Annotated in this window: 24 protein-coding genes; 20 read left to right on the forward strand and 4 right to left on the reverse strand. The window is 40.8% G+C overall.

Going from position 1 to position 26555, the window contains the following annotated elements; all coding sequences use genetic code 11:
- Nucleotides 1-47: 47 nt before the first annotated feature.
- The 8 genes from dnaA to lenA all read left to right on the forward strand — a co-directional run bounded on the left by dnaA (nt 48) and on the right by lenA (nt 10711).
- On the forward strand, nt 48-1361 hold the full coding sequence (gene dnaA, locus LEP1GSC194_RS00795; protein WP_036040594.1) for a chromosomal replication initiator protein DnaA: 1314 nt from the start codon (nt 48-50) through the stop codon (nt 1359-1361).
- 309 nt (nt 1362-1670) lie between these two features.
- Nucleotides 1671-2792 carry a DNA polymerase III subunit beta gene (dnaN, locus tag LEP1GSC194_RS00800; protein WP_020771986.1) on the forward strand — a complete coding sequence of 374 codons (1122 nt, stop codon included), beginning with the start codon at nt 1671-1673 and terminating at the stop codon, nt 2790-2792.
- A gap of 79 nt (nt 2793-2871) precedes the next feature.
- A complete protein-coding gene (gene recF, locus LEP1GSC194_RS00805; RefSeq protein WP_020771928.1) occupies nt 2872-3969 on the forward strand; it encodes a DNA replication/repair protein RecF in 1098 nt (365 codons plus the stop codon).
- On the forward strand, nt 3966-4430 hold the full coding sequence (locus tag LEP1GSC194_RS00810) for a DciA family protein (protein ID WP_020771890.1): 465 nt from the start codon (nt 3966-3968) through the stop codon (nt 4428-4430). The genes recF and LEP1GSC194_RS00810 overlap by 4 nt, the downstream gene beginning before the upstream one ends.
- Nucleotides 4431-4495: 65 nt before the next feature.
- Nucleotides 4496-6421 (forward strand): DNA topoisomerase (ATP-hydrolyzing) subunit B, encoded by a 1926-nt coding sequence (gene gyrB, locus LEP1GSC194_RS00815; protein WP_020771829.1) that lies wholly within the window; start codon nt 4496-4498, stop codon nt 6419-6421.
- Between the two features lie 18 nt (nt 6422-6439).
- The gene (gyrA, locus tag LEP1GSC194_RS00820) at nt 6440-8944 is read left to right on the forward strand and encodes a DNA gyrase subunit A (RefSeq protein ID WP_020771996.1); all 2505 of its coding nucleotides are present in this window, start codon (nt 6440-6442) and stop codon (nt 8942-8944) included.
- 4 nt (nt 8945-8948) lie between these two features.
- A complete protein-coding gene (gene dusB / locus LEP1GSC194_RS00825; RefSeq protein WP_020771744.1) occupies nt 8949-9905 on the forward strand; it encodes a tRNA dihydrouridine synthase DusB in 957 nt (318 codons plus the stop codon).
- Nucleotides 9906-9973: 68 nt separating this feature from the next.
- Nucleotides 9974-10711 (forward strand): lipoprotein LenA, encoded by a 738-nt coding sequence (gene lenA / locus LEP1GSC194_RS00830; RefSeq protein ID WP_020771993.1) that lies wholly within the window; start codon nt 9974-9976, stop codon nt 10709-10711.
- 134 nt (nt 10712-10845) lie between these two features.
- On the opposite strand, the gene LEP1GSC194_RS00835 is transcribed toward lenA, so the two are convergent.
- Nucleotides 10846-11409, reverse strand: coding sequence for a lipoprotein LipL21 (locus LEP1GSC194_RS00835; protein ID WP_036040502.1), 564 nt, complete (start codon nt 11407-11409; stop codon nt 10846-10848).
- A 129-nt stretch (nt 11410-11538) separates the two neighbouring features.
- Here LEP1GSC194_RS00835 and LEP1GSC194_RS00840 point away from each other — a divergent pair, with 129 nt between their 5' ends.
- Nucleotides 11539-13089, forward strand: a complete 1551-nt coding sequence (locus LEP1GSC194_RS00840; RefSeq protein WP_020771849.1) for an LIC10012 family protein — start codon at nt 11539-11541, stop codon at nt 13087-13089.
- Nucleotides 13090-13110: 21 nt separating this feature from the next.
- Nucleotides 13111-14004 (forward strand): AAA-type ATPase lid domain-containing protein, encoded by an 894-nt coding sequence (locus LEP1GSC194_RS00845; protein ID WP_036040505.1) that lies wholly within the window; start codon nt 13111-13113, stop codon nt 14002-14004.
- Here LEP1GSC194_RS00845 and holA read toward each other — a convergent pair.
- Nucleotides 13946-15034, reverse strand: coding sequence for a DNA polymerase III subunit delta (gene holA, locus LEP1GSC194_RS00850; RefSeq protein ID WP_020771803.1), 1089 nt, complete (start codon nt 15032-15034; stop codon nt 13946-13948). The two genes, LEP1GSC194_RS00845 and holA, sit on opposite strands and share 59 nt — an antisense overlap.
- An 85-nt stretch (nt 15035-15119) precedes the next feature.
- Between holA and LEP1GSC194_RS00855 the strand changes: the two genes are divergently transcribed.
- On the forward strand, nt 15120-15335 hold the full coding sequence (locus tag LEP1GSC194_RS00855) for a hypothetical protein (RefSeq protein ID WP_017809296.1): 216 nt from the start codon (nt 15120-15122) through the stop codon (nt 15333-15335).
- Here LEP1GSC194_RS00855 and LEP1GSC194_RS00860 read toward each other — a convergent pair.
- A complete protein-coding gene (locus tag LEP1GSC194_RS00860) occupies nt 15326-15889 on the reverse strand; it encodes a nucleoside triphosphate pyrophosphatase (RefSeq protein WP_036040508.1) in 564 nt (187 codons plus the stop codon). The two genes, LEP1GSC194_RS00855 and LEP1GSC194_RS00860, sit on opposite strands and share 10 nt — an antisense overlap.
- Nucleotides 15890-15949: 60 nt before the next feature.
- Here LEP1GSC194_RS00860 and LEP1GSC194_RS00865 point away from each other — a divergent pair, with 60 nt between their 5' ends.
- From LEP1GSC194_RS00865 to LEP1GSC194_RS00885, 5 genes are all read left to right on the forward strand, one after another.
- Nucleotides 15950-16831, forward strand: coding sequence for a hypothetical protein (locus LEP1GSC194_RS00865; protein ID WP_020771791.1), 882 nt, complete (start codon nt 15950-15952; stop codon nt 16829-16831).
- A gap of 19 nt (nt 16832-16850) precedes the next feature.
- On the forward strand, nt 16851-17357 hold the full coding sequence (locus LEP1GSC194_RS00870; RefSeq protein WP_020771775.1) for a hypothetical protein: 507 nt from the start codon (nt 16851-16853) through the stop codon (nt 17355-17357).
- A 4-nt stretch (nt 17358-17361) separates the two neighbouring features.
- Complete coding sequence (locus LEP1GSC194_RS00875) at nt 17362-18105, forward strand: SDR family NAD(P)-dependent oxidoreductase (RefSeq protein ID WP_020771881.1); 744 nt, start codon at nt 17362-17364, stop codon at nt 18103-18105.
- A gap of 17 nt (nt 18106-18122) precedes the next feature.
- A complete protein-coding gene (locus LEP1GSC194_RS00880; RefSeq protein ID WP_020771863.1) occupies nt 18123-18731 on the forward strand; it encodes an L-threonylcarbamoyladenylate synthase in 609 nt (202 codons plus the stop codon).
- A 134-nt stretch (nt 18732-18865) separates the two neighbouring features.
- Nucleotides 18866-20560 (forward strand): FG-GAP-like repeat-containing protein, encoded by a 1695-nt coding sequence (locus tag LEP1GSC194_RS00885; protein WP_036040600.1) that lies wholly within the window; start codon nt 18866-18868, stop codon nt 20558-20560.
- On the opposite strand, the gene LEP1GSC194_RS00890 is transcribed toward LEP1GSC194_RS00885, so the two are convergent.
- Nucleotides 20561-20917 carry an arsenate reductase family protein gene (locus LEP1GSC194_RS00890; RefSeq protein ID WP_017807883.1) on the reverse strand — a complete coding sequence of 119 codons (357 nt, stop codon included), beginning with the start codon at nt 20915-20917 and terminating at the stop codon, nt 20561-20563.
- Nucleotides 20918-21261: 344 nt separating this feature from the next.
- Between LEP1GSC194_RS00890 and fliG the strand changes: the two genes are divergently transcribed.
- From fliG to LEP1GSC194_RS00915, 4 genes are all read left to right on the forward strand, one after another.
- Complete coding sequence (gene fliG, locus LEP1GSC194_RS00900; RefSeq protein ID WP_000932791.1) at nt 21262-22275, forward strand: flagellar motor switch protein FliG; 1014 nt, start codon at nt 21262-21264, stop codon at nt 22273-22275.
- Between the two features lie 64 nt (nt 22276-22339).
- Nucleotides 22340-24598, forward strand: a complete 2259-nt coding sequence (locus LEP1GSC194_RS00905; RefSeq protein ID WP_036040513.1) for an adenylate/guanylate cyclase domain-containing protein — start codon at nt 22340-22342, stop codon at nt 24596-24598.
- 139 nt (nt 24599-24737) lie between these two features.
- Nucleotides 24738-25283, forward strand: coding sequence for a hypothetical protein (locus LEP1GSC194_RS00910; RefSeq protein ID WP_036040517.1), 546 nt, complete (start codon nt 24738-24740; stop codon nt 25281-25283).
- Nucleotides 25255-26469 carry an LIC10025 family lipoprotein gene (locus tag LEP1GSC194_RS00915; protein ID WP_036040520.1) on the forward strand — a complete coding sequence of 405 codons (1215 nt, stop codon included), beginning with the start codon at nt 25255-25257 and terminating at the stop codon, nt 26467-26469. Before LEP1GSC194_RS00910 ends, LEP1GSC194_RS00915 begins: the two co-directional genes overlap by 29 nt.
- Nucleotides 26470-26555: the final 86 nt, after the last annotated feature.

Genomic DNA, 26555 nt, shown 5'->3' on the forward strand with positions numbered 1-26555 from the left:
CTCTTCAAACGAGAGGGCTTTTTGTTTTATTATTTTTGGAGGAAGCGTTGAATCTAGTTTGGAATAAAATTTTGGAGGAAGTATCTAAAAAAATATCTCCTCAATATTATGAACGCTTCATTGATACTCTAAAATTAGAGACTTTTAATTCGGAGAAATGTACGATCATCGCTCCTTCGGCTACGATTAAAACCCACGTCGAAAGAAAATATCAAAGTATAATCGAAAATGCGATCTTAGAAGCTTGCGGTGATAAGATTCCCGTTGAAATCCTAATCGAAACAAAGGCGGCTTCTCCGCTTCAATCCATTTTGGAAAAATCCTTCGATCAAAAAGATTTTCAATTCAATCCGGATTATACCTTCGAAACCTTTATCGTAGGCGATTGTAATCGTTTGGCCTACACGGCTGCGAAAGAATGTGTTCGAAAACCGGCTGAAATCAATCCTCTTTATTTATTCGGAAGCGTGGGAGTGGGAAAAACTCATTTGCTTCATGCGATCGGATCCGAACTCATCAAAAAAGATCCGTGGAAAACCGTATGTTACGTCGATATTTCCTCTTTTATGAACGAGTTTCGTTTTGCTCTACAATCCAGAGAACTTATCGAAAGTTTTAAGATCAAATATCAATCCTACAACTGTCTTCTTGTGGACGACATTCAACTTCTTTCCACCAACGCCGAAAAAACTCAGGATGAATTCTTTGCGTTATTCAATTTCCTTTTTGAAAGAAAAAGACAAATCGTAATCGCATCGGATCGTCCGAGTTCCGAACTTACAATTCATGAAAGATTAAAATCCAGATTCGTAACGGGAGTTCAAGCGGACATTCAATTTCCCGATAAAGAGATTCGAAAGGGAATCGTAATATATCATTCTAAAATTATGGATCTCGGTTTGAGCGAGGACATATTGGATTTTTTAGCGGATCAAATCGAAGAAGATACAAGACTTCTTCTCGGCGCGCTCAACGATATTTACTTATATAAAAAATCTTACTCGCTCCTTTTCTTAAATTTGGACAAGGTAAAGGAAATCGTCAAGAACCGTCTTTATCGTAAAAAGAACGTGGAATTTTCACACGATCGGATCATAGAATCCGTTGCGAAAGAATTCAATTTAAATGCGGCCGAGATTATGGGAAAGAGCAGAAAAAAAGAGTTAATCATTCCGCGTCATATTTGTTTTTATCTATTACACAATATTTTCAAAGTCAATAAATCTCAGGTGGGAAGACTTTTTCAAACTCAACATACGACCGTAATTCACGGAGTTCGTAAAGCCGAGGAACTTCTTTCCAACAATAAAGAAATGCGCTTTTTAGTGGAACGGATCAGTTCCAAATATAGGCTTCAATAAGGAAAAGATTTTTGAACAGGGAAAGAACGATTTTATTCACTGTTAATAAACTGTTTATAAACTATAAAATCAGCGTTAAAAAAGATTATTAAATCTGTAAATAAGACATAATGCAGAATTACTGTCGCTTTGTATTAGAAAATGACCAAGAATTATGTCTGAAAAGAAAATTCTCTTTTCAAAAAGAATGAGACATATTTCAGTATTCTTAAAGAATACGATTTTATGTACATATCTACAGGTACTACTCCTACAACTGTACAATAATAAGAAATCTATTTAATTAAAAAAGAAACTAGGAGAAACAAATTGAAAATCAAAGTTAATACATCGGAATTCTTAAAAGCAATTCATGCAGTAGAAGGTGTAATCTCCGCGAGAGAAATTAAATCTATATTATCAAATCTTAAAATAGAAGCGGAAGGGAAGGAAGTTTTTCTTTCAGCTACCGATCTTGAAATTTCGATCAAAACATCTGTGCCTGCGGAAGTCGTTAATCCGGGAAGTATTTCGTTACCCGCAAAACAACTTTCCAGTTTTTTTAAAACGATTCACTTTGAAGAGACGACTTTGTCTTTGGAAGAATCCGACGGTGATTCTTCCATTGCTTACATTACGGACGCATCCGGTAAGAACGATTACAAATCCAAAATCAGCGGAATGGACGCGGAAGAAATCAAAACGATTTCTAAAGTAAATCCTTCTCAAGTTTCTTCTTTTCCGAGCACTTTGATAAACGACATGATTCGCAAAACCTCTTACGCGATCGCACACGAAGATCAAAGATTTATATTCAACGGTCTTTATATGATTCCCGACGGAAACAAACTGATCTTTGTCGGAACGGACGGAAGGAGACTTTGCAAAATCGAAAGAAATCTTCCTTCTCCCTTACAGTTCAAAGATTCCATTATCGTTCCCGCAAAAGCGATTCGAGAAATTTCTAAAATGATCGCAACTTCCGAAACCGGCAACATCGGTTTGATCGACAGTCAGATTTATGCTTCCGCCAATAACATAGAACTCTTATGTAAGTTGATCGAAGGAAATTTTCCAAATTACGAACAAGTCATCCCGAAGAGCACGAAATTTTCCACAAGCATTTCCAAGGAAGAGTTTCAAGTTTCTCTCAGGCAAGTTCTTACTGCTGCGGAAGAACCTTCCAGACAAGTAAGACTAACGTTTAGTAAAAACAATTTGAATTTATTCGCTCAAACTCTCGGCGCTTCGGAAGCGAGTATCAACAAGCCGATAGAATATTCCGGCGACGAAGTTACGATCGCGTTTAAGGGAGAATATCTCATGGATATTTTCAGATCGATCGACGACAACGAGGTCAAGATCGAGTTTTCGGACGCCAGTTCCCCGGTTATCTTTAAGGATCCGTCCGATCCTGAATTTATATCCGTGATAATGCCGATGAAATTATAAGAACCTCCGAGCAAAATTCGAAAGAACTTTGCAGCTTGATATTTCCGTAGAATAAAATTTAATTTAACGATAAGCTGTAATGTTTTTAAAACATCTTACTCTTCAGAATTTTAGAAATCACGAAGAACTGAGCCTGGATTTCAATTCCAGGCTTATTTTTTTTGTGGGAGATAACGGAGAGGGAAAAACGAATCTTCTCGAAGCGATTTGTATGTTGTCCTGGTTGAAAAGTTTTCGCGAACCCGAGGATTCCAATTTGATTCGATGGGGTTCTGAAAATTATTTTCTTAGGGGAAGAATCCAAGAAAATCAAAAAGAATCCGTGTTGGAAATCGGATTTACCGCAAAACCTACGGTTAAAAGAAAATTAAAGTTCAATCAAGAAGAAGTAAAAAAAAGAACCGATCTGATCGGTAAGTTTATTACGGTTTTATTAACTCCAATGGACTTGAAAATCATAGAATCGGGTCCGGCAGAAAGAAGAAAATTCATAGATGCGTTTATTTCCTCTTTCGATCCGTTTTATCTCGAATCCCTTCTTGAATATAATAAAATTCTAAAGCACAGAAACGCTTTGTTGAAAACGGGCGGCTCCGATGCCTCTCATCTGTCGATTTGGGATAAAAAACTGATCGAAAAAGGGGTTATCATTCTTAATAAAAGAGAAGAAATCGTCCTGGAATTAAACTCGTTTTATCAAACGAACCTGAATAGATTGAGCGGTGGAAAAGACGAACTTGAAATGACTTACAAACCCAACGTAAAAAACGAAAACGAATTCGTAGAAAAGCTCGGCCGTAATTTGGGAAGGGATTTGAGGCTCGGTTACACTTCGGTAGGAATTCATAGAGACGATCTTTTTATCGGAAGCAACGAACGTGATATCACCGAGTTCGGATCTCAAGGCCAAAAAAGAAGTACGGTAATCGCTTTAAAAACCGCTACTTTCAATTATTATAGAAATGTATTAAATACTACGCCGGTTTTATTGATCGATGACGTAATTCGGGAATTAGACGTTAAACGAAGAGAGTATTTTGTGGACCTTGTCGTAAACGCGGGGCAGGCATTTTTTACCACAACCGATTTGGAAGGAATTCAAGATTATGTCGGTAAACTTCAGGATCAAAAACAGATTTTTCTAATTCGACAAGGAAACGTCCAATCTGTAGAATGAAAGACGATTTGATTTCATCCAAAAAAATCGAAACTTCCGAGTTTCGTTCCGTTTTAAATCAAATGGGAATTACGGAAGAAAATCTACAGGAAAAAATTTCCATTCATACGCTTCGAAACCGTTGGAAGGAAATAATAGGTCCCGTGTTCGCTTCGCATTCGGAAGTAAACTCGATTCAATTCGGTAAACTCCGAATTCTCGTTTCTCATAACGCTTATAAACAAGAATTACTTTTTTTGCAAAATCGCATCCTCCGAGAGTCCGCTCGGTTTTTAGGAAAAGGAATCGTTCGTTCGATTGAGATTTCCATCGGTAAACTAACGACTTCCTATTCTCCCGCTTTACCTGAAACCAAGGAAAAAAAAGGCTTGGAAGGCAAGGATGACTTAATCGCCATTCTTGAAAAAGAAACAGACCCCGAAGTTAAAAAACGTTACCTAGAGATTCTTCAATATCTTTGATGATTCGATGAATTTCCTTGCCTCCCTATGGTTTTCAGGAAAACTATTCCTGAGGTCCGAAAAAAATGAGCCAAGAAGAAGCTAGCTACAGCGCCGGTCAGATCAAGATTTTAGAGGGTCTGGAAGCTGTTAGAAAACGTCCGGGAATGTATATCGGAACTCAGGATGATACGGGACTTCATAAAATGGTCTACGAGGTCGTGGACAACTCCGTGGACGAGGCGATGGCCGGACATTGTACGGAAATCGGAATTTCCATTTTACCGGATAACATTATCGAAGTAAAAGATAACGGTCGAGGAATTCCGGTCGACATTCATCCCGATAAAAAAATTTCCACGATCGAAGTCGTAATGACCATCCTTCACGCGGGTGGTAAGTTTGAAAACGACGCTTATAAGGTTTCGGGAGGTCTTCACGGAGTCGGTGTTTCTGTCGTAAACGCTCTTTCCGAATATCTCATTGTTGAAGTTCATCAGAAAGGAAAGTTTTATACGCAGAAATACGAGAAAGGAATCCCGGTTTCTCCCGTGGAAATGAAAGGTGATTCTTCGGAAAGAGGAACCATTGTTCGCTTTAAACCGGACGCTTCCATCTTTACTACGGTGGATTTTCAGTTCGACGTGCTTTCTGCACGTTTTAGAGAATTAGCTTTTTTGAATAAGGGTTTGGTTCTGATCGTCGAAGATCGTAGACGCGGTAGCGAAGGTGAAAATCTCCTTCGGAACGAATTTCAGTTTTCAGGTGGGATCGTTTCTTTCGTAGAGCATATCAACGAAAACAAACATCCGATGCACAAGGTCATTCACTTTGAGCGAAACAAAGACGATGTTTTGGCGGAAATTTCGATCCAATATTCCGAAACGTATACGGAAAGTATCTTTTGTTTTACCAACAACATCAACAACAACTTAGGCGGAACTCACTTAGAGGGTTTTCGCGCGGCTCTCACCAGAACGTTAAACGACTTTCTAAAAAAGGATACGGTTCTTTCTAAAAAACATCCAACGGGTCTTTCCGGGGAAGACGTTAAAGAAGGTTTAACCGCCGTTATCTCGATTAAAATTCCTCAGCCTCAATTCAATTCTCAGACAAAAGAAAAATTGGTAAACGCCGAGATCAAAGGGATTATGCAGACCTTAACCTCGGAAGGTCTTACTTTATTCTTTGAAGAAAATCCGAACATTACAAAAAAGATATTAGAAAAATGTATTCTTTCCGCGAAAGCGAGAGAAGCCGCTCGTAAAGCGAGAGATCTTACTCGAAGAAAAACGGTTCTTGAAGGAGGAGGTCTTCCGGGTAAACTGGCCGATTGCGCCGAAAAAGATCCCGCTCTTTCCGAGATTTATCTCGTCGAGGGGGATTCCGCAGGCGGTTCCGCAAAACAAGGAAGAGATAGAAATACGCAGGCGATTCTTCCTCTGAAAGGAAAAATTTTGAACGTTGAAAAAGCGAGATTGGACAAAATTCTTTCCAGCGAAGAAATTCGCGTTTTGGTTTCCGCGCTCGGAACCGGAATCGGTGAAGATGAATTCAATATCGATAAAATTCGATATCATAAAATTATGATTATGACGGATGCGGATATCGACGGTTCCCACATTCGAACCTTGTTACTTACATTCTTTTTTCGTTATATGCGTCCAGTGATCGAAAAAGGTTTTCTCTATGTAGCACAACCTCCTTTGTATCTCATCAAACACGGTAAGAATTCTACTTACGCTTACTCGGATAAGGAAAAGGAAGAATTACTAAAGACGATCGGAACTGAAAAAGTTGTGATCCAGAGATACAAGGGTCTCGGAGAAATGAATCCGGAACAACTCTGGGAAACCACGATGGATCCTTCCAACAGAGTCGTTCTGAAAGTTAAGTTGGACGATTTCGTAGAAGCGGAAGAGACGTTTAACGTTCTTATGGGCGACGAAGTACAACCTAGAAAATTGTTTATCGAAGTGAACGCGGCTAAGGTTGCAAACTTGGATCTTTGATCCAAAGGGAATTCTGAAATGAGTCAAGAGATGGAAAACGAAACAAAAGTCCTAAGCTATAATATCGCCGGAAAACCGGATATTGCGGAAGCGCTTAAAAACGGTGTCAGAGTCATTCCCGTAGAAATCGAAGATCAAATGAAAGAAGCGTATTTGGGATACGCGATGTCTGTGATCGTCGGTCGTGCGCTTCCGGACGTGAGAGACGGATTAAAACCCGTTCACAGAAGAATTCTACACGCGATGAACGAACGCGCTTGGAGAAGCGATCGTCCGTATGTAAAATGCGCTAAGATCGTGGGGGAAGTGATCGGTAACTATCACCCTCACGGGGATGCGTCCGTTTACGAAGCCCTCGTAAGAATGGTGCAGGAATTTTCCTTACGAGTTCCTTTGATCGACGGCCAAGGAAACTTCGGTTCCATCGACGGAGATAACCCCGCGGCGTATCGATACACGGAGGCAAGACTCGAAAAAGTCGCCGAAGAATTGTTACGCGACATCGAAAAAGAAACCGTCAGCTTCTCGCCTAACTACGACGATACGAAACAGCAGCCGGACGTACTTCCCGCTAACTTTCCAAACTTACTCGTAAACGGCTCTTCCGGAATCGCAGTTGGGATGGCGACCAACATTCCACCTCACAATCTTAAGGAAACAATCGATGCCGTAATCGCAGTGATTAAAAATCCTGAGATTACAATTCCTGAGATTCTTAAAATTGTACCGGGCCCGGATTTTCCAACGTCTGGAATTATCATTGGTGGAGAAGGATTGATCTCCGCTTATACGACCGGAAAGGGATCGATTCGAATTCGTTCGAAAGTCGATATCGAAGAAAAGAAGAACGGAAGAGAAGTAATCGTAGTCACCGAAATTCCCTACCAAGTGAACAAAAAAGTTCTTCTCGAAAAAATCGGGGATCTTGTTAACGAAAAACACATCGAAGGAATTTCCGAAATATTGGATCTCTCGGATCGAAAAGGAATTCGAGTCGAAATTCATATTAAAAAAGATGCAAATGCTCAGGTCATATTAAACCAACTCTACAAGATGACTCAGCTTCAGGTAAGTTACGGAATCACGATGCTCGCGATTTTGGATAACAAACCTAAGATTTTTAACATTAAAGAAATCTTAACCGCTTATTCCGCGCACAGAAGAGAAGTCATCGTAAGAAGAACTCAGTTCGACTTGGATAAGGCGGAAAAACGCGCCCATATCTTGGAAGGATTGAAGATCGCCTTAGAAAATATAGAAGACGTGATCAAGGTCATTCGAGCTTCTAAAAATCCTCCGGAAGCGAAACAACAATTGATGATTCGTTTTAGCCTTTCCGAAGTTCAATCGGACGCGATTTTGGAAATGAGATTGCAAAGGCTTACTTCTCTCGAGGTTCAAAAGATCATTGATGAGTTGGAAGAAGTCAGAAAACTTATCGTGGATTTAATGGACATTCTTGCAAAACCCTCCCGCGTAAGCGACATCGTTTGTACCGAACTCCAAGAAGTCGGAGATAAATACGGCACAAAAAGAAAAACCGAAATCTCCATCGAAAGTATAGAAAGTTCTTCCTTCAACGCCGAAGACTTGATCGCAGACGAAGAGATCGTAATCCAAATCACTTACGATCAGTTTGTAAAACGTTTGCCGATCGACACATTTAAAAGACAAAAACGAGGCGGAAAAGGAATTCAAGGTCTGTCGCAAAAACGCGACGATGTGATTAAAATCATGAAAGCCGCAATGACTCACGATAGCATCATGTTCTTTTCCAACATCGGAAAAGTCTACGTCATGAAAGCTTACGAGTTACCGATCGCATCCAAGGAAGCGCGAGGAAAATCTCTAAAAGCGATTATCAACCTGAGAGAAGACGAATACATTTCTTCGATCTTTGCCTTTAGAGAAGAAGACATGGACAAGGATCTTCTTTTGGTGACCAGACGCGGTTTTATCAAACGGATTCAGTTGAAAGAATTTGGAAACGTTAAAAAATCCGGGATCATCGCGATCGGACTTCGAGACGGAGACGATTTGATTAAAGTAGAAGCGATCTCTGACAAAGACGAAGTTATTATCTTTTCAAGAAAAGGATTGGCTCTTCGTATCGAAGGAACTATTATCCGCGCTCAAGGAAGGACCGCGAGCGGTGTTACCGGAATGAGACTGTCTGAAGACGACGCAATCGTCGGACTCAGCAAGTTCAAAGAAGGAGAAGATATCTTCGTTGTTTCCGAAGAGGGATATGGAAAACGTCTTGGCTTTGAGGAGTTTGCCGCGAAAGGAAGAGGCGGTAAAGGAATGGCCTATCTTAAAGTAACGGAGAAGAACGGATTTTCCGTCGGAACCGGTTCCGTTGGAAGCGAAGATGAGATCATTCTGATCACACAACAAGGAATGACGATCCGAATTAACGCATTCGATATTTCTAAACTAGGAAGAACCGCAGTCGGTGTTCGTATCGTAGATCTGAAAGACAACGATAAAGTGCAGGATTTCACGGTTCTAGGAGAAAGCTGATTCAATGATTCAGATCGGAAACGTCACGATTCCGGGGAGAATCTCACTTTCCCCGATGGCCGGCATTTCCGATTCTCCGACTCGTAGAATTTGTAAAAAGTTCGGAGCCGCTTTTTCTTATACGGAATTTGTAAACACCGATGAACTCGTTCACAGGGCGCCCAAGGCTCTGAAAATGTTTCGATTTGATCCGGAAGAACGTCCGATCACGTTTCAAATTTTTGGCAACCGTTTGGAGATCATCGCCGAGGCTGCTGAAATCATCCAAGAGTTAAAACCCGATATCATCGATTTGAACATGGGATGTTCCACTCGTAAGGTATCGTTACGAGGCGCCGGCGCCGGACTTTTGCGTAGACCTGCGTTAGCCGGAAAAATCATAGAGGCGATGAAAAAACGAGTCAACGTTCCGGTTACGGCAAAGATTCGTATCGGCTGGGATTCTGAAACTCGTAACTATCTTGAAGTTTCAAAAATTTTGGAAGAATCCGGTGTGAACGCTCTTACGGTTCACGGTCGCACAAAGGAAATGGCTTATACGGGACTTGCGGATTGGGATGCGATTGGCGAGGTAAAAGCGAATAGAAAAATTCCAGTCTTCGGAAACGGAGATATTAAAAGTTTCCAAGAAGCAAATTTTAAGATTCGAGAATTCGGCTTAGACGGAGTTCTTATCGGAAGAAACGCGATCGGAAATCCTTGGATATTTTCAGAAATCAAAAAGGAAGAATTATCTTGGAATGATGTTTCAACCGTGATCTTGGAACATCTTCGTTGGATGGTAGAAGACTTTGGTGAGGAACTTGGTATCGTTCTATTCAGAAAACATTTCGTGAAATACCTGAACGGTCTGGAATTTGATCCGGCTTGGAAAACCGAGTTATTGGAACTAAGGGACTGGAATCGATTCGAAGATCTTCTCCTGTCCGATAAACGACACAACGTTGTAGCGACACTCTAACCTCTTCCATTATTTCTTGACTAAATTCTCCGCGAACTTAAAAACTTCGAGAAACGGAGAAACATTGTATGAAACACATAAAGTTATTCTTAATTCTTTTTTTTGCTTTGCTGATTACGATCGGATGTAAAAAGGAAGAAAAAAAGCAAGAAGCACAAATCCTCGGAACTCGATTTGCCAATTTCGACCAGTGGATTTATAAAGTCCCGGGTTCCGATAAAAAAGAAGATCAAGTCGGTCTTGTTTACGGAATGGAAGAAGTGACCGGTTTGGAAACCGTCGATACGGAAGTTGCTACAAAGAAAGGAACTTCGACCGTAACATTCATTAAAGTTAAGACCGTAGAAAACAAAGAAGGTTATGCGCCTGTGAAAAATTTCTCTGAAAACGTTTATTTCGTGTTGAACGATTCGGATGACGCATTCGTAAAACCGACGATCACCGCAAACACCAAGGGTAAGTTAAAAAGAGGGATGTATTGTTTGGAACAGGAAGTCATCGGAGAATTTTCCAAAGTGACTTGTTATGATTCCATTTTAACCGAAGAAAAACTGAATAACTACTACGACGTTTGGATCAAAACGGTATCGGCTTCCTTAAGCAAAGACGCGCTCCTTGGAGAAACCGTGAAGCTGTTGAAAAAATCCAGTCAGGAACTTTCCAGATATAACTCCGTTTCCGACGAGGAAAAGAATAAGATCCTTCAAGTTGCGACGGAAGCTTTGAAAAAGGCGGCGTCGAAACAGGATGAATTCAACGCGGATATAAACGCTCTAGCGGGAAAATTCGGAATCGTTCTTCAATAAAATTCTGATTTTAAGGCGCTCTCGGAAATTCTCTTTGAAGCCCGATTTTTTATAAACTTCTTTACTAAGAAATAAAAAGCCCCGCTTTTTTAAGGCGGGGCTTATAAACAAGTTAAGCTTTATAACTCAGTTTATTATTGTTTGTTGGAAACTTCTTGTGCTTTCGCTACCAGAGCGTCTTTTCCACCGGCAAATTTTGCGTAAATAACACACTGGCATTCTTCCCAGTTGTCTTTAGAAATGTCTTTAGGATCGGATCCGGAACCGGTTGCTTTACATTCGTAAACCCCAACTCCTTTTACAACACCTTGAGACTGAGAAACGATTACGGACGCGGTTGCTTCACCGTCGGAAACGCCGGAAGCCGCTTCTACAGTTTCACCAACCATCTTTTTCACAACGTCGGATGCGCCTTGAAGTCTGGAAGCTTCGCGGCATGTGGATTGCATCATCGCTTGGCTTTTCTTAGTTACTGCTTTAACGGATGCTCTGGAGGAAAATTTAATATAGTACCAGTCTTTTGGATTCGTATCCCTTGGTGTTTTTCCGTCTTTATTTTGCTCCGGAGGTCCACCCCATCCTTCGAATGTCCAACCGCCATCACCTACAGATGTTGCGTCCTTTTGTCCTGTGTCAGTGCTGGAGCAAGCTACAAAAATCATTGTTGCTACAGATAGAGCGATAAGTCTATTGATCATTATTTTCTCCTTGATCTACTAAATGAAAAAAATTAATACTTTGTCGAGTTTGTGCAACTCATTTTTTAATAGGTTGCTTTGAATCCAGGGTTTCCTCATAATAAAATTAAGAACTCGTTTGAATCATACATGTTAAGAAATTTATTCTTTTTCCTTTGTTTCGTGGCTCATCCCGTATTCTCTACGAATATAATTTTTCTTCCGGGAAAAGTTGAGGGAAACTTACCCGCAACTTTGGAAAGGATCGATGACAGATGGCAAGAAATTTCCAAATTAGGGGCTTTTTACGCGAACTTACTGCTAAAAGCAAAAGTGGATACGACTGAAAAAATCAGAGATAAAGAAATTTTTAACAAATTTAAAAGTTCTCGTTTCGGTAAGGAAGACTTTTCAAAAATTTGTTCCGAATTGGCCGTAGACTACTTAGTTCGAGACGAAGTCGGTTTTCAAAACAATATTTCTCTCGATCGTGCCGTTTACGATTGCACTCAGAAACGATTGGATGAATTTCATCTTTCCGAAAAATCGGATCTTTTCTTTTTGATGCGATCCATGACGGAACGTTCCTTTCCATGGATTCCTACTAAAAAAAGACAAACCACGGCTTCGAATAAGGTTGAGAGAGAATTCATTTTTGTTATCGATATGTCTCCTTCTTTCCAAAGAGAAAGGGAGGAGTGGGCGCAATTTGTTAAAAATGCGTCTTGGGATTCGATGACCGGGATGCAGATCGTAACTTTCTCCGAGGGAAAGGTCTCAATTCTTCCTAAAGCCGGTTCTTTGGCGGAATTAAGAACTCAGGTCGGAAATCTAAAATCGTTCGGCAAATCAAGTTTGGACGATTTATCGGAAGCCTTACTTAGCACAAAACGCACGTTAGTGCGGCCGGGAAGTCGTTCTCAAAACGTTCAAGACATAATCATTCTTACAAACGCAAAGGGGAAAATTCCAAACTCCACTTTATCTTCCGCAATTCAGGATCTCCAGTCTTCCGGTTATAGGGTTCAATTGTTTACCGCGCCGTATTCTGCCGTATCTCAAACGCAGTTTTTTAAAGGAATTCTTCCAAAGGGAAATCTTTTTGAGATAACGTATTTCAAAAGAGTAAGTACGGTAAAGGATTCAAAAACTCTCATATTCCGGGGAAGGCGGATTTATTTTACGTATTCGGACGTTTCTCCGAGCCAAACTCCGCCGGAATCTTCGCTCAATAAGGTTTCTTATTCGGGAAAATACGCGGAATCGGAATCGATCAATCCGTTGAATTTTACGGAAATATATTCCGAATTGACGGGAGATAAAATTCTTACATCGGATTCTTTACGGGACAATCTTTCCTTTTTACTTTCTCAAGTCCTATTTAAAGACGGGTTTAAAGGGGAGGGTGGAACGGAGGTTTTGGTAAAATCCGGTGAAAAGGCTTTTTGGGTTTCGCTTCCGCCCGGAATAAAAACTCCCCAAGTCGACGAACAGATCCTATATCGGACGACTTATGTTCCATCCGCGAGTGCTGTGGACGGTGTTGCGAACGTCGCAGGTCTTACGGAAAAGTATCCTATTTCTCCTTCTCAGATTTTGGAATGTACGCCCATTCAAGTAAGAAATTATTTTCAACATACGAATAAAAGTTCTTTTGATTGTATTATCCGAGGTAAAGTTCTTCAGGTCAAAGGGTTATAATCTTCACAAAGGGATCGGCATTTGAATTCCGAAGAACACATTTTCATCAGCAACGCTTCGAATTCGATTAAGATATTCAATCGATTGAAATCGTTGTCTCAAAATACGTTGCCCTTATTCGTTACGGGAGGTCCGGGCAGCGGGAAAACTTTCGTTTCCAAGCTGATTGCCGGTTTATCCGGCTTAAATCCTCGCATTCTCATTTTAGATTCCGATAATATAGAAAACGAAAAAAATTTCGAATCGATATTTTCCGAAGGAAAAAACACGTATTTTCTTTTTAAGGATTTTCCGAATTTCCCCAAGGAGATTCAGGTTTATCTTCTGAAAAAAATCCGCGAAAACCGGAGCGATTCTCGTTTCGTTTTTATTTCCGGCAAAGAATGGAAACGGAAACTGGAAGCCGGTCAAATTTTAGAATCCCTTTATTTCGAAATTTCAAACTTTAGATTGGATCTTCCCGATTTAAGGGAAAGAAAAGAAGACATTCCTCTTTTGATTAAACATTTTTTGGAAACTCTTTCCGAAAAGTATAAACGAAAAGAAATCCGATTGAGCGAAAAACTAGTTCAGCTTTTGCTTAATTACGATTTTCCGGGAAACGTCAGACAACTCAAAAATCTTCTGGAAAGTATGATTTCCTTGTTCGCCGTTCGTATCCTCGACGTAAAACATCTTCCGCCTCAGATGTTCGAAACTTCTTACGTCTATTCGGAGTTTATAGAAGTAAAAACGGGAATTCCTTTAAAGGATTACGAAAGGGAAATTATCAAAAAAAATCTGATACTCGTAAACGGAAACAGGGAAAAAGCGGCCAAGATACTCGGAATTTCGGAAAGAACGATTTACAGAAAGATCATAGAATTCGGTCTTTCCGGCGAAGCTGAAGGAAAAGATCCTCCATTCGGCGACTGAAGTAAAACTCCGATCCTTCCTTTTCCGAACTGGTTTTGATTCGGATGTTCATCTCTATCATAAAATCATAAAGTTCTCCGATGATCTTATCGGAAAAAAAAGCGGCTTCTTTTCTAAGACGGTTTCGAACAAAATTCTTCCGCGCGGGGCTGTAGGATTGAATGTCCAAAAGTTCGTAAAGTTCCTCGTCGGAAAGAGAAGTTTCGTATTTTCTAGAAATGATTTTGTACTTACGAAGCTGATCGATTCTTTCCTTTAAGATAGAAAAAAATAAAAGCAAGGAGTCCTTTCCGCTTTGAAATTTTCTCAACTCCTTGAAAAAACGAATTCGATCCGATTCCATAAAAAAATCCACCAAGCCGGAAGAATTGAATTCTCCGCTGAATAATAAAACGTCTTCTATGTCCTGTTTCGTGAAGGATTTTTTTAGGAGATAAAGTTTGAGTTTGGAAAGCGATTGTAAATACGCTCCCATCGACGGAGGAATCTTGTGAAGGAATTCATCCATTGCGTCTTCATCCAATTGAACTCCGATTTCTTTACAGGCTTGTAAAAAACCCGCGCGGGTTTCGCTCGGATAAAAGTTTTTGGTTTTGATTAGATTGGCTTTTCCCCCGAAGATCTGAAGAACTTTGTTTGGAACTTCCCAGTGATTGTAGTGAATCAGAAGTTGGATCGAGTCCGGAAAATTCGAAAATTGTTTTTGTAAGGATTCGTTGTTCTTTCCTTTTCCGCCCGAGATCGGTTTGAAAAATTCAAGTCCCGATTTGATGATGAATAATTTCCGATTGGAGAACATGTCCAAGTTGAAGGCTTCGGATTGAAATCTTTCAAAGTCTCCCGGTTCCGAAACGAAAATTACGATTTCGAAAGGTTCTCCCGTTTTTCGAATCGCTTCCTTATATTTTTCCGCGAGAATTTCGAATTCATAGGATTCTTTGGCCGCGACAAAAACGATTTGCGGCAATTCCTTGTTCCAATCCGCCAGGAACTCAATGGAATTTTTATATTCTTTGGTTTTAGTCGCCATTCAACTTGAATTGGAAGTAACTTCGATCCTTAAAAAAACGGGAGAATTGTTTAAGGTAAAGAATCGATTCTCCGAAGATTAAAATATGAATATCAGTTCCGGAGTCCAGAGGATTTCTTTCCCAAACGAAACTTTGACTTACGTAAGTCCGGCTCGTATGGGCGGAAAAGTGCAGGCTGTGGAACCGATTCGCCGCGAGGATTTTAACTCCGACCGTAACGCGGGCGGAAAAGGTAATTTTTCTTCGCCCAAAGAATCCGTGCCGACGACTCGAGGCAGTTTGATCGATTTCTACGCGTAATTTCCTTTTAAATATTTTTTCCAAAGTTCGTGATATTGAAAAAACATTCGTATCGGAAATCCGAGAATGTTCGTATAAGATCCCTCGAAAGACAGAACGGGTCCTTCCCGATCCTGAACCCCATAACTCCCCGCCTTATCCAAGGGAGAATATTTTTCGACGTAAGTTCGGATTTGTTCGCGATCCCAAGAACGAAAATGAACTCGAGAAGAATCGAACGCGAACCGTTCAAGCCCTTGAACATAAATTCCCAATCCGGAATAGACCATGTGAGTTTTTCCGGACAATCTTCGGAGCATTTCCGTCGCTTCCGAAAAGTTTTCGGGTTTTTGAAGAATCGAATTTTCATGAACGACGATCGTATCGCAGGAAATCAAAAATTCGTCCTTGGATCTTGTGCCTAACTTGGACAAAGAAATCCTTTTTAAATATTCCAGAGGACGTTCGTCTTTCAAAGAACTTTCGTCTATATCCTCCGCCTCGATTCTAAAATCAAGATCCAGGGATTCCAAGACTTGTTTTCGGCGCGGAGATCTGGATCTGAGCACGATCATAGATCCAAGGTTTGAGAAAAGCCTTGCTTTGCATCCGTTTTCCTGCCGATATTGGTACGGATGAAAGAGAATCAACAAACTCCGCAGAAAAAAATCGGATCTGCAATTTGTGTACTTTTTTTTCTTTGGAACGTTTCGCTCTTTTCGCAAAACGAATCTAAGGATTCTAAAGAAAAAGAAAAGGTTCAATCCGATCGAGAACTAATCGAAACGGGAAAACTGGAATCGATCCGAAAAAAGGCCTTTCTCGGATTGAAAGGAATTCGAATTTCTCTTTTGAATTTCGGGAAAAAACAGGACTTGGACAAACTCGCCGCGGATTACGGACAGGCCGAAACTCTTTATCTGAAAGCCGAATACGGAAACGCCACGACCGCGTTTGAGAACATCTTTAAAACGATCCTTCCGTTGGAAGAAACCATTCGTAAGGATTACGAGAACAGAACGATTCAATTGGCACAGGAATTGGCCCCTATGATCGTGTCGATTCGTTTGGACGAAAAAAACAAAAATCGATCGATTCTGCCAGTATTAGAAAAATATTATGTTCGTTCCGGAGAAACGTCTAAGGCGGCTACCAAAGAATTGGAAAAGGGAGAAAGAACCTCCGCTCTTTATTACCAAAGACAATCTCTTCTTTCGCTCTATCACATTAAAATTCTTCTGGGAAAAAACGAGGATTCCAAACTTTCCCTTTCGGATAAAATATCCAAAAATAAAATCCTCGATTCCGATTATCTAAAACCGGAAGAATTGATTTATTGGGACGACGCGGAAGGTCGTTTGAATGCGGAGGAAGAAAGGAAAAAAGACAGAACAAAAACCTTAAAGTCGTACGAATTAAAACTGGGAATTTTTTCCGGAAAACCGCAAAAAGAAAGCGAAACCAAAAGTCAGAATTCCGCTCAAAATCCTCCTAAAACAAATACGACAAAACCGTAATATTCAAAATAGTAAACGTATGATTTTTTTTCGTTATCCGAACCCGTTCCGCCTTCGTTTTGTTTGGGTTTGTTTTTTGATTTTCCTAATCTTTCCTGCGTGTAGACGGGGAAGTTTTGATCGAATTAGGGAATCCAGTTTTCAATCGCTTTGCAAGGAATATCTTCTTTTTTGCGATCAAATCGTAGCCAAGATCGATATGTTCGACTGTGATCCGCTCCATAATACGTATGAAAGCGACGGAACTCATTACATTGATCGGGATGTTCTTGTGGATGATCTTACCGTGGAAAAAGAGGAAAAAGAAACGGAAATCTTCGATCCATATTCCAAAAAAAAACCTAAAAAAGAAAAAACAAAGGATACAAGTTCGGACTTCGGAAAAAACATTCGAATCGATTCCCGTAAACTCATCCGTATTTTCGATACGGAACGCGGAAAAAAACCGTCCATGACAAACGGCGGAGGATCCATAGAAGAGATTCGGCCTTGTTATCCGGTAAAACCACAATACAATCAGGAGTGATCCGTTGAACGATTTATTTGACGTAAAAGGCAAAACGGTTTTAGTGACCGGGTCCACTCGCGGGATCGGGAGACATTTCGCGGAAGGTTTTAAAAAAGCAGGGGCCGTCGTTTATGGAACGGGTTCTTCGGAAGAATCGATCAAAAAGTTCGACGGCTCCGGGATCAAAGGTTTTGCCGCGGACATTCGGCAACCGGACGTAATGACTCCCATCATCGAATCCATCGTCAAAGAACATGGAAAGTTAGACGTACTCGTTAACAACGCCGGAATCGCTTCGAACAAACCCGCCGCTTTTTTAAAGGAAGATGAAATCGAATCCATCATTCAAACCAATTTTACGGGAGTGTTCAGAGCTTGTGCGGCTTATTATAGGATTCATAAAAAGAAAGGCGGAAATATTATAAATATTGCATCTATTCTCGGAATGAGAGGAACAAAGTTGGCTTCCGTTTATTCCGGCACCAAAGGCGCGGTGATCAATATGACCCGCGCTCTTGCCGTGGAATGGATCGGTTCGGGTTATCGTGTGAACGCGATTTGTCCGGGTTTTATCGATACGGATATGACGGATATGATCAAAGAAAAACCGGAAGTTTTGGAACAGATGACCAATGCGATTCCGATGGGAAGGCTCGGAAAACCGGATGATTTGGTAGGAGCTGCGATTTTTTTTGCGAGCGACGCGTCCGCTTACGTTACCGGGCAAACGATCGTAATCGACGGGGGAATTACCGCAGGGCTTTAAAAGCAGTCTAACTTTTGATGATTCTTTCCCTTCATCCGATCAATCCTGAAAAAAGAAAACTCCAACAAATTTCGGACAAATTGTTGGAGGGAAAGGTTTATATTTTTCCTACCGATACGGTTTACGCTTTGGTAGCGGATTCTCAATCCAAAACAGGCGTTGAAAAATTATACGAACTCAAAAATATTCCTAAGAACCGACCTCTTTCCTTGATCTGTCCCAATATTTCGGTCGCTTCCAACTATATTGAATATCTTTCAAACGACGCGTTCCGTTTAATGAAAAAAATCACACCGGGTCCGTTTACGTTTATCGCGCGCGCCAATAAACACCTTCCCAGAGTTTCTTTTTCCAATCAGAAAGAAAAACAAATCGGGATTCGAATTCCGGATGCGATTTATTTACAAGAATTATTGAAGATTCACCCGAATCCGCTAACGTCCACTTCCGTTTTTAACCATGACGAATTTATCATCGAAGTCGATTCTCTCGAAGAAATATACGGGTCTCGTGTCGAGGGGATCATCGACGGTGGGATCGTGGAAGTGAAGCTTTCCACCATTCTGGACATGACGGACGACGAAATTACGATCGTAAGAGAAGGTAAGGGTTTCGAACTTTTATAATCGATACCAAATTAAAACTTCTTTGGAAATAAATTTCTAAAACTCGAATTCAAGAAGGAATAAAATCGAATACGTCGTCTCTTCCTCTAAGGCGTCCGTCTTAGAATGTGAAATACGATTCGGAGTACATTATGATGAAACGATTTCCATATTTCTTTTTAGTTTTTATTCTCTTACACAATTGTGCTATCAAATCCATGGAAAACGCCTGCGACCCGAGCGGTTCCCTTTTTTATAAATCCTTGTTCGTTAATTTTATTTTAACCTCGGGTCAAACGACCGTTTGCGGAATCAGCGTAATAAAAATCCCGCAACCTACGATTCTCAATATAAAATCAAGAGGTCTTTTAAATACCGGATTTTTAATCGGGGAAACCGATTCTTCCGTTCCAGGAGTCCAAGTTCAAGTCGCCTTGGATGCCGGTCCGTTCGTTGACGCGCAAATGTCCGGAACTCAGTGGAAGTTTCAACTTCCCGCCGCCGGACTTCCGATCACACTTCCTACAACGGGCGTTTGGAAAGATTGGAGTTTACACACGATTTCGGTTCGTTCCGTTTCTTCGAACGGATTGATTTCTTTACCGACCACGATTACGGTTCAAAAGGGATCGAATAAGGACATTAACGGAGACGGTTATCCGGATGCTTTGATCGGATCTCAGATTGCAAATCGGGTAAGGGCTTATCTTTCTCTTGGAAAAACAAAGGGTTTAAATTCCGCTCCGGTAACCTTGTTGAACGGCGTCGGAGGTTTCGGTTATTCCGTTAAGTTGGGGGATATAGACGGAGACGGCTATTCGGATGCCGTTGTGGGAAGTTCAACAAACACATTCGCAGTTTATCTTTCTTTGGGATCAGCCGGTGGACTTTCTACAACTCCGATCAATTCCATTCCTATCGGGGTCGGGGGTTTGTTGAACGTAGATGTGGGAGATATCAACGGGGACGGATTCGGCGACGTTCTAGTTGGTGCGCCGTACGATGTCGGAAACATAGGGCGAGTTTATTCTTATTTCTCCAATGCGAACCTAGGACAAGGGGTCACGTTTAGTCAGCAATTGAACAATCCGGGAAACGCGGGGAGCACGTCATTTTTCGGTTATGCGATCACGTTAGGCGACATTAACGGAGACGGTAAATCGGATGCGATTGTCGGAGCCGTGGGTTCCGGGCAGATCGGCGCGTCTTTCGTTTATCTCGCTCAAGGAGCCGGAACTTTTACTGTTTATTCTCAAACGATTACGGGTGCGGTTGCAAACCAATGGTATGCAAATTCAGCCGTCGCGACGGATATCAACCGGGACGGTTTTGCGGATTTGTTCGTAGGCGCCTATCAAGAATCGGCCGGGGGCGGCAGGGTCCATTTGTATTTATCCAATTTCGGAGTTCTTGTGAATGCGGTCAGCGGACCGATTTCGGGAGTGGCCGGATCTCAAACGGGAACTTCGGTCGCAACGGGGGATATCAATGGAGACGGATTTTTAGATCTTCTTGCGGGAGGTTATTCTTATACTTCTACGTTTCCGAATCAAGGACATGCAGTTACGTATTTAACGACGGGTGACGCGTTCGGTTTTGTTACGAGTTCGCTTAATTTTTTAACCGTAGCGGTTAACTTTGGCGAAATGGGAAATGCGATCGCTTCCGGGGATATCAACGGGGACGGTTTCAGCGACGTTCTAGTTGGCGCTCCCAGTTCGGTAGGCGGAACCAACATAGGAAACGTATACCTTTATCTTTCCGACGGAGCGGGCGGATATACTTCGACTCCACAAACGTTTTCCGAGCCCGACGTCAACGGAACGTTTGGAAGTTCCGTCGATCTATAATCAACGAAATCGTTTTTTCCATTCCTCTTCTTTAAAACCAACAAAGCCGAAATCATCTCCGAGAACGAACGGACGTTTGACTAAGTTTCCGTTTTTAGAAAGAAGATCCAATTGTTCTTCGAGAGATAGGGAACTCAATTTATCTTTGAGACCCAGTTCCTTATAATCGTTGCCGGAAGTGTTGAAGAGTTTTTTCGATTCGTTTCCGAGATATTTGAGCATGGTTTTGAGTTCCGATTTTTTGGGAGGAGTTTCCCGGATCGGCAAAACTTCCAATTCCACTTTTTTTCCGGAAAGGAATTTGAGAGCGTTTCTGCAGGTGGAACAATTTTTATATTCGTAAACTTTCAGTTTCAAGATTCATCTCCCGTTTCGATGTTTTACGATTCTTTTATCGAGTCAAGTTTTCCTCTGCTCCGACAATTTTGGGCGAACCCCTCGCCTTTTTTTCTTACGGAAAAAAAGCGAGGGGCCGCGCTTTCGGCTCCAATCAACAAATTGATAGATCGATCTAAAAGCGAAATTTTTTTGTCGTTTCAATTTGTTGATTCCGCTTCAATCGCTTTCGCATTGGCGATATAGAACTCGCGTTATTTTAGAAACTCTTACTTGTGGTGAAGAATTTTCTTCCCAGGATTGAAAAATCTTTTCGTTGAAACGCTCAAATTTAACCGATAGAATTCTTACGGGAAGTTTCGGGCGTGTTGAATAAAAAAACAAACCTAACCGGAAGACAGAAGGCTGCGGTTTTTCTCATCGCGGTCGGAAGCGAAGTGTCTTCCGAGATATTTAAGCACCTCCGAGAGGACGAGATTGAACAGATCACGTTCGAAATTGCGCGACTCGACAAGATCACTCCGGAAGACAAAGAAAAAGTTTTAGTAGAATTCAACGAGCTGATGATGGCTCAGGAATTCATTTCCAACGGGGGGATCGATTTTGCCCGAGGTCTTTTGGAAAAGGCTCTCGGAAACCAGAAAGCGATCGATATCATCAATCGACTCACTTCTTCCTTGCAGGTCAGACCTTTCGACTTTATTCGAAGAACCGACCCTCAGCATTTATTGAACTTTATCCAAAACGAACACCCTCAGACGATCGCGTTGATTCTTTCTTATTTGGATCCTCAGAAAGCTTCGAACATTCTTTCCAACCTGCCGCATACGATTCAGGCGGAAGTCGCAAAACGAATCGCAACGATGGACCGGGTCAGTCCGGACGTACTTAGGGAAGTCGAACGGGTTCTGGAAAGAAAACTTTCCACTTTGGCTTCCGAAGATTATACGTCGGCCGGTGGTATCGATTCCGTGGTCGAGATTCTAAACTTGGTAGACCGGGGAACGGAAAAGACCATCATAGAAGCCTTGGAAGAAGAAGACCCCGAACTCGCCGAGGAGATCAAAAAGAGGATGTTCGTCTTTGAGGACATCGTTCTTTTGGACGACCGTGCAATTCAAAAAGTGATGCGAGAAGTGGATAACTCCGATTTGGCGAAGGCTTTGAAATCGGTCGATACGGAAGTTCAGGAAAAAATCTTTAAGAACATGTCCAAACGTGCGGCGAACCTTCTTCGGGAAGATATGGACTTTATGGGTCCGATTCGGATCAAGGACGTGGAAGACGCGCAGCAGAAAATCGTAAATATCATTCGTAAACTCGAAGACGCCGGTGAAATCGTCGTCGCTCGCGCCGGTGAAGACGAACTCGTTATGTGATTTAATTTTTCCGTTTCCGGAAAAATTTTTCACTTCGAATCCCTTTTGAATGAACTCTGGTTGTATGATCCGGATTATAAAGATTTTTGCACATTCGTTGATCGTTTCGATTCTGTTTATTAACTGCGGGTCTGTTTCGGATTTGCAGGTTTTGGATCTCACACACGCCGAATGGAAGGCGAGTTTGGGGAATCATTTCAAAGATAAATTAGAAAAATCGAATATTCAGAATTCTTTTCTAAAAAATAAGAAAGAAAAACTGAATGTTGAAACAAACCGTCAAGAAAAAGAACCGAAAGATCCTAAAAATTGGAAATCAATTTCGAATTTCCCGGTGAGTTTCAATTCTCTTTTTGAAATACCGCATCAATCGGGATTTCACGACGTAACCGTAAAAGCGGAATTTTCGGTAAACCCCGAGTTCTTAAAATTACCGACCGCGATTTATTTTCCGGATATAGGAGAGAATTGGGAACTTTATCTTAATGAGGTTTTGGTCCGAAAAGAAGGATTTCCGACGTATGTTGATAACAACGATTTGACTCCTTCGGTTCGAAGGTCCTTAAGGTCCGTGATTTTACCGATACCGCCGGGCGCTTTAAAAGAGGGAAAAAATACGATTTTTATATACATGATCGGAGAATCCAATATCGCGTCTTACTTTCAAAACGATCATTTCGGGTTTTATCATACAAGCGGATATAAAATTTCCCCGATTCAAAAAATTTACGAATCCACGTCCGAATATTTCGAAACATTCTTGTATGGAATTTATTTTATATTCGGAATTTATCATATATTTTTTTATGCGATGCGAAGACGGGATTTGTACTATGTTTATTTCGGATTTTTATCGTTTGTTTCTTCGGTTTATTTTTTCTCGTCTTCGAATTTGATTTTTCAAAAATTCGTGAATCCGAATTCGGAAATAGATAGTTCCTTCTTTTTCAGGATCGAGTATTCTTCTTTGACTTTGATTCTTCCTGCGTTTTATTATTTTTTAAAAGACTACTTTTACCAAAAAGAAAAGACAAACGTAGTTCCTACTTTCTTTGTGATTCTTTTGGTCGGATTGTTTTTTGCGATTCTTGTCATTCCGTTTTCCTGGATACACGTCGTCGTTCGGATCTGTCAAATTTCGATGATTTTCTTTTTAATTTATATTCTGTTCTTTTCGATTCAAACCGTAAGAAGGAAGAGACAGGATGCTCGTACAATATTGGCCGGGATTTCCGTATGTATCGTTTTTGCGGTATGGGATTTATCAGACTCTGTTTTTAAAATTGCCAGACCTCATTATTCTTTTTTTAAAATCGCTTACTTACTTTTTATCGTCACGATCGTAAAGATTTTGATTTCGAGGTACATCCAGTTTTACAAGGACGTAAAACTTTTAAACGCTCAACTTTCCAATCAAAAAGACGCCTTCTATCGTTTTGTTCCCGTGGAGTTTATTCGAGTTCTCGACAATGAGTCTCCCGTATCGATTTCGATCGGAAATAATAAAGAGAAATCGATGACCGTTCTCCGTTCCGATATTCTGAATTTTGCGAATCTTGCGGAGACGATTCCGTCGAGTCAAAAGATCGCATTCTTAAATTCTTATTTATCCGAAATGGAAGAGATCGTTTATAAAACCGCGGGTTTTGTGGATAAATACATGGGGGATTCGATACTCGCGCTTTTCGCGGATTATAGCGATAGGGCGGAAAAGGAAAATTTCAACTCAGCCGACAACGCGGTCGAATCCGCGATCAAAATGGTGAGCGCCGTTCGATCTGTAAAAATGCGGAAGAATTTATCGATTTTTTCGGAATGGACTTTGGAGATCGGTATCGGGATCAATACTGGATCTTTGATTTTAGGAACGGTGGGAAGTTCGAGGAGAATCGACACCACCGTGATCGGAGACGCGGTTAATCTTGCGTCAAGTCTCCAATCTCTTACTTCCTTGTATCAAAGTAGAATATTAATATCTCATCATACGTATCTTCGACTCCATAGAATGAGCGACGTGGGGATTCGCATGATCGATTCTGCATATGTAAAAGGAAGAAACGAGCCCGTGGATATTTACGAGGTGTTTGAGTCCGATCCCGAAGATATTAAAAAATTTAAACTGAAAACGTCGGAGCTGTTGTCTCAAGGAATTTTCGAATATAAATCCGGAAAGTTCGACGAGGCCGCTAAAATTTTCAAACAACTTTATCGGGAGGAACCCGCGGATAATCTTTCTAAGATTTATCTGAAACGTTGCAAACTTTATTCTTCCAAACCTCCCGAAGAAAATTGGGACGGCATTTTTCGATTTCAAACCAAATGAGGTTATTCCGAAAAACTGAATATAAAACGAATCGGATGAGAGTTTGTCCTAAATCCCGCCGAGCGCCAATAGAAGCGAGACGCCTTAGTTTCATAAAAATGCAGGAACTCCTACCAAAAGTGATTTAATGTTTTATAATATGCGAATAAAAGAAATTCCGATCCAACCCTTCGTTCGTTTTGAAACGTTTTCGCTTAAGATCATTTTCTTATCGATTTTTCTTTTTTTGGCGCTTCCCGTCTTTTCCACAGATCTTCCCGATTTTCAACTCAAGGATCAAAGAGGTCAAGTTCTGAATTCAAAAGCGTTGAAAGGAAAAACCGTATTTCTTTTGGGTTGTTCTTATACGGATATCGTGCTTTGCAGAAAACACGGTAGAAAAATTTATTGGAGAATGCAGAACCTGATCGATGAGTCCAAGGATTTCGTCGAATTTGTCGCGTTTATCGATCTTAGAAACGCGCCGAGTGCGGTGTCGGTTTATATCGATGAAAACAAATCCAAAAATTACGAATCGATTTTTTTGGATTCAAAAGGGGTTATATCTTCGGGTATCCGACCCGATTTTTCCTGGTTAAGGATTTTTTCCCGCGACAAAAAACAAATTTTCGAATCCTATTACAAAGAAGTGGATGATAGAACCGTTGATTCTCTTTATGAAATCGTACGAAAACAAAGAAAATAAAACTCCGATTTTTATCTGTGTTTCGATTTGTTTTTGCCTTTTCGGTTGTGTCCAAAAGAAACCGCAACAAGCCGCATATTGGAAAGAATATATTTCCTATCAAAAAAGTATTCTAAACGAATATCCGACCGGAGGAATCAGAAACGCTTTATTCGGAAATTTAACCTCGGCGGACGAATCTCTTCTGAAAGAAAAAGACGGCAAACTTTCAATCGACTTTTATCTTCAAAAAACGGCCGGGGGATATCGAAATATTTTCACGACTGAAAAAATTCCTGAGAACGTTCCCTATCGAATTCATGCAGAGTATTTTCCGACTTCTTTCCGGGATCAAAAAACTTTTCGAATGAAACGCGAAACAGTTTCGATTCTTCCGGCTTACAGTTATCTTGATTTTTTTCATCATGTGGATCGGCTCCAAAGTTTTCTTCGTTTAAGCTCGAATGATTCCGCCAAACTCGCTTCGATTTCGATTGCACATCGGTATCTTTGTTCCGTTTCCCGTTGCGATTTGGGAAGAACGGAAAATTCTTCTTGGCTTCTTTATGAACTGAACGACTCGACGGAATCGGAGTATCCGCAATTTTATAAACGATTCAATAAACTCTTAAATCAAGTTTCCTACAAAATTACGATCTTTAAATCGGGAGAATTCTTAGACGGAATCGAACTCTATAACGAGGGAACCAAAACGTTTTTAAAAATTCCGGATACCCCCGCGGGTTATTGGAGTAAGCCGGAAACTCTTCACGTTCGTGTTTCATTATCCGTTCAAGTTTACGGGCTTAAAATCGATATTAGAAGTTTAGGATATAAGTTTCGTTTTTATTCTTCCAAAAATTACGAAAAGATCACGGGAGAATTTTCTAAACTTCCGGAAAAGAAAATCAGCGGTCGTTTTCTTCGGATCTTCCCGCCCGGAATGGTGAATTGGTTTATTCCCGGAAACATGGATGAATACTTCGATCGATATTTTCTTCTTCTTGTGCAAGGAAGCGAAGGAGATGGAGGGAATAAGTTCGAATCGGAATTTTTTCGAAATGGAAACAACATGAAAGTGATTCTCAAATCTCAGGCTGAAATTTTTCGAGATCCTTTCACTCCATTCCGTTCTTCGAATGAAAAAAACGACGAACCTTCTTTCTGGGACGAACTGCAAAAAAATTTAATCGATGATCTATCTTAAAATTCGCTTGGGTTTGTTTCCGAAGAGTGTAATTTATTTTTCTTAAAAATTAGAATCTTTCTAAAGTGCTTGACTGAGAGTCTAAA

The organism is Leptospira alstonii serovar Sichuan str. 79601 (assembly GCF_000347175.1).
In the GTDB taxonomy this organism is placed as follows: Bacteria; Spirochaetota; Leptospiria; order Leptospirales; family Leptospiraceae; genus Leptospira; species Leptospira alstonii.

Bases quoted from the DNA above. Each gene is read 5' to 3' on its own strand.
- recF (WP_020771928.1), top strand. From the start codon at position 2,872: ATGTTTTTAAAACATCTTACTCTTCAGAATTTTAGAAATCACGAAGAA.
- LEP1GSC194_RS00810 (WP_020771890.1), top strand. From the start codon at position 3,966: ATGAAAGACGATTTGATTTCATCCAAAAAAATCGAAACTTCCGAGTTT.
- gyrB (WP_020771829.1), top strand. From the start codon at position 4,496: ATGAGCCAAGAAGAAGCTAGCTACAGCGCCGGTCAGATCAAGATTTTA.
- gyrA (WP_020771996.1), top strand. From the start codon at position 6,440: ATGAGTCAAGAGATGGAAAACGAAACAAAAGTCCTAAGCTATAATATC.
- dusB (WP_020771744.1), top strand. From the start codon at position 8,949: ATGATTCAGATCGGAAACGTCACGATTCCGGGGAGAATCTCACTTTCC.
- lenA (WP_020771993.1), top strand. From the start codon at position 9,974: ATGAAACACATAAAGTTATTCTTAATTCTTTTTTTTGCTTTGCTGATT.
- LEP1GSC194_RS00835 (WP_036040502.1), bottom strand. From the start codon at position 11,409: ATGATCAATAGACTTATCGCTCTATCTGTAGCAACAATGATTTTTGTA.
- LEP1GSC194_RS00840 (WP_020771849.1), top strand. From the start codon at position 11,539: ATGTTAAGAAATTTATTCTTTTTCCTTTGTTTCGTGGCTCATCCCGTA.
- holA (WP_020771803.1), bottom strand. From the start codon at position 15,034: ATGGCGACTAAAACCAAAGAATATAAAAATTCCATTGAGTTCCTGGCG.
- LEP1GSC194_RS00855 (WP_017809296.1), top strand. From the start codon at position 15,120: ATGAATATCAGTTCCGGAGTCCAGAGGATTTCTTTCCCAAACGAAACT.
- LEP1GSC194_RS00860 (WP_036040508.1), bottom strand. From the start codon at position 15,889: ATGATCGTGCTCAGATCCAGATCTCCGCGCCGAAAACAAGTCTTGGAA.
- LEP1GSC194_RS00865 (WP_020771791.1), top strand. From the start codon at position 15,950: ATGAAAGAGAATCAACAAACTCCGCAGAAAAAAATCGGATCTGCAATT.
- LEP1GSC194_RS00870 (WP_020771775.1), top strand. From the start codon at position 16,851: ATGATTTTTTTTCGTTATCCGAACCCGTTCCGCCTTCGTTTTGTTTGG.
- LEP1GSC194_RS00880 (WP_020771863.1), top strand. From the start codon at position 18,123: ATGATTCTTTCCCTTCATCCGATCAATCCTGAAAAAAGAAAACTCCAA.
- LEP1GSC194_RS00885 (WP_036040600.1), top strand. From the start codon at position 18,866: ATGAAACGATTTCCATATTTCTTTTTAGTTTTTATTCTCTTACACAAT.
- LEP1GSC194_RS00905 (WP_036040513.1), top strand. From the start codon at position 22,340: ATGATCCGGATTATAAAGATTTTTGCACATTCGTTGATCGTTTCGATT.
- LEP1GSC194_RS00910 (WP_036040517.1), top strand. From the start codon at position 24,738: ATGCGAATAAAAGAAATTCCGATCCAACCCTTCGTTCGTTTTGAAACG.
- LEP1GSC194_RS00915 (WP_036040520.1), top strand. From the start codon at position 25,255: ATGAAATCGTACGAAAACAAAGAAAATAAAACTCCGATTTTTATCTGT.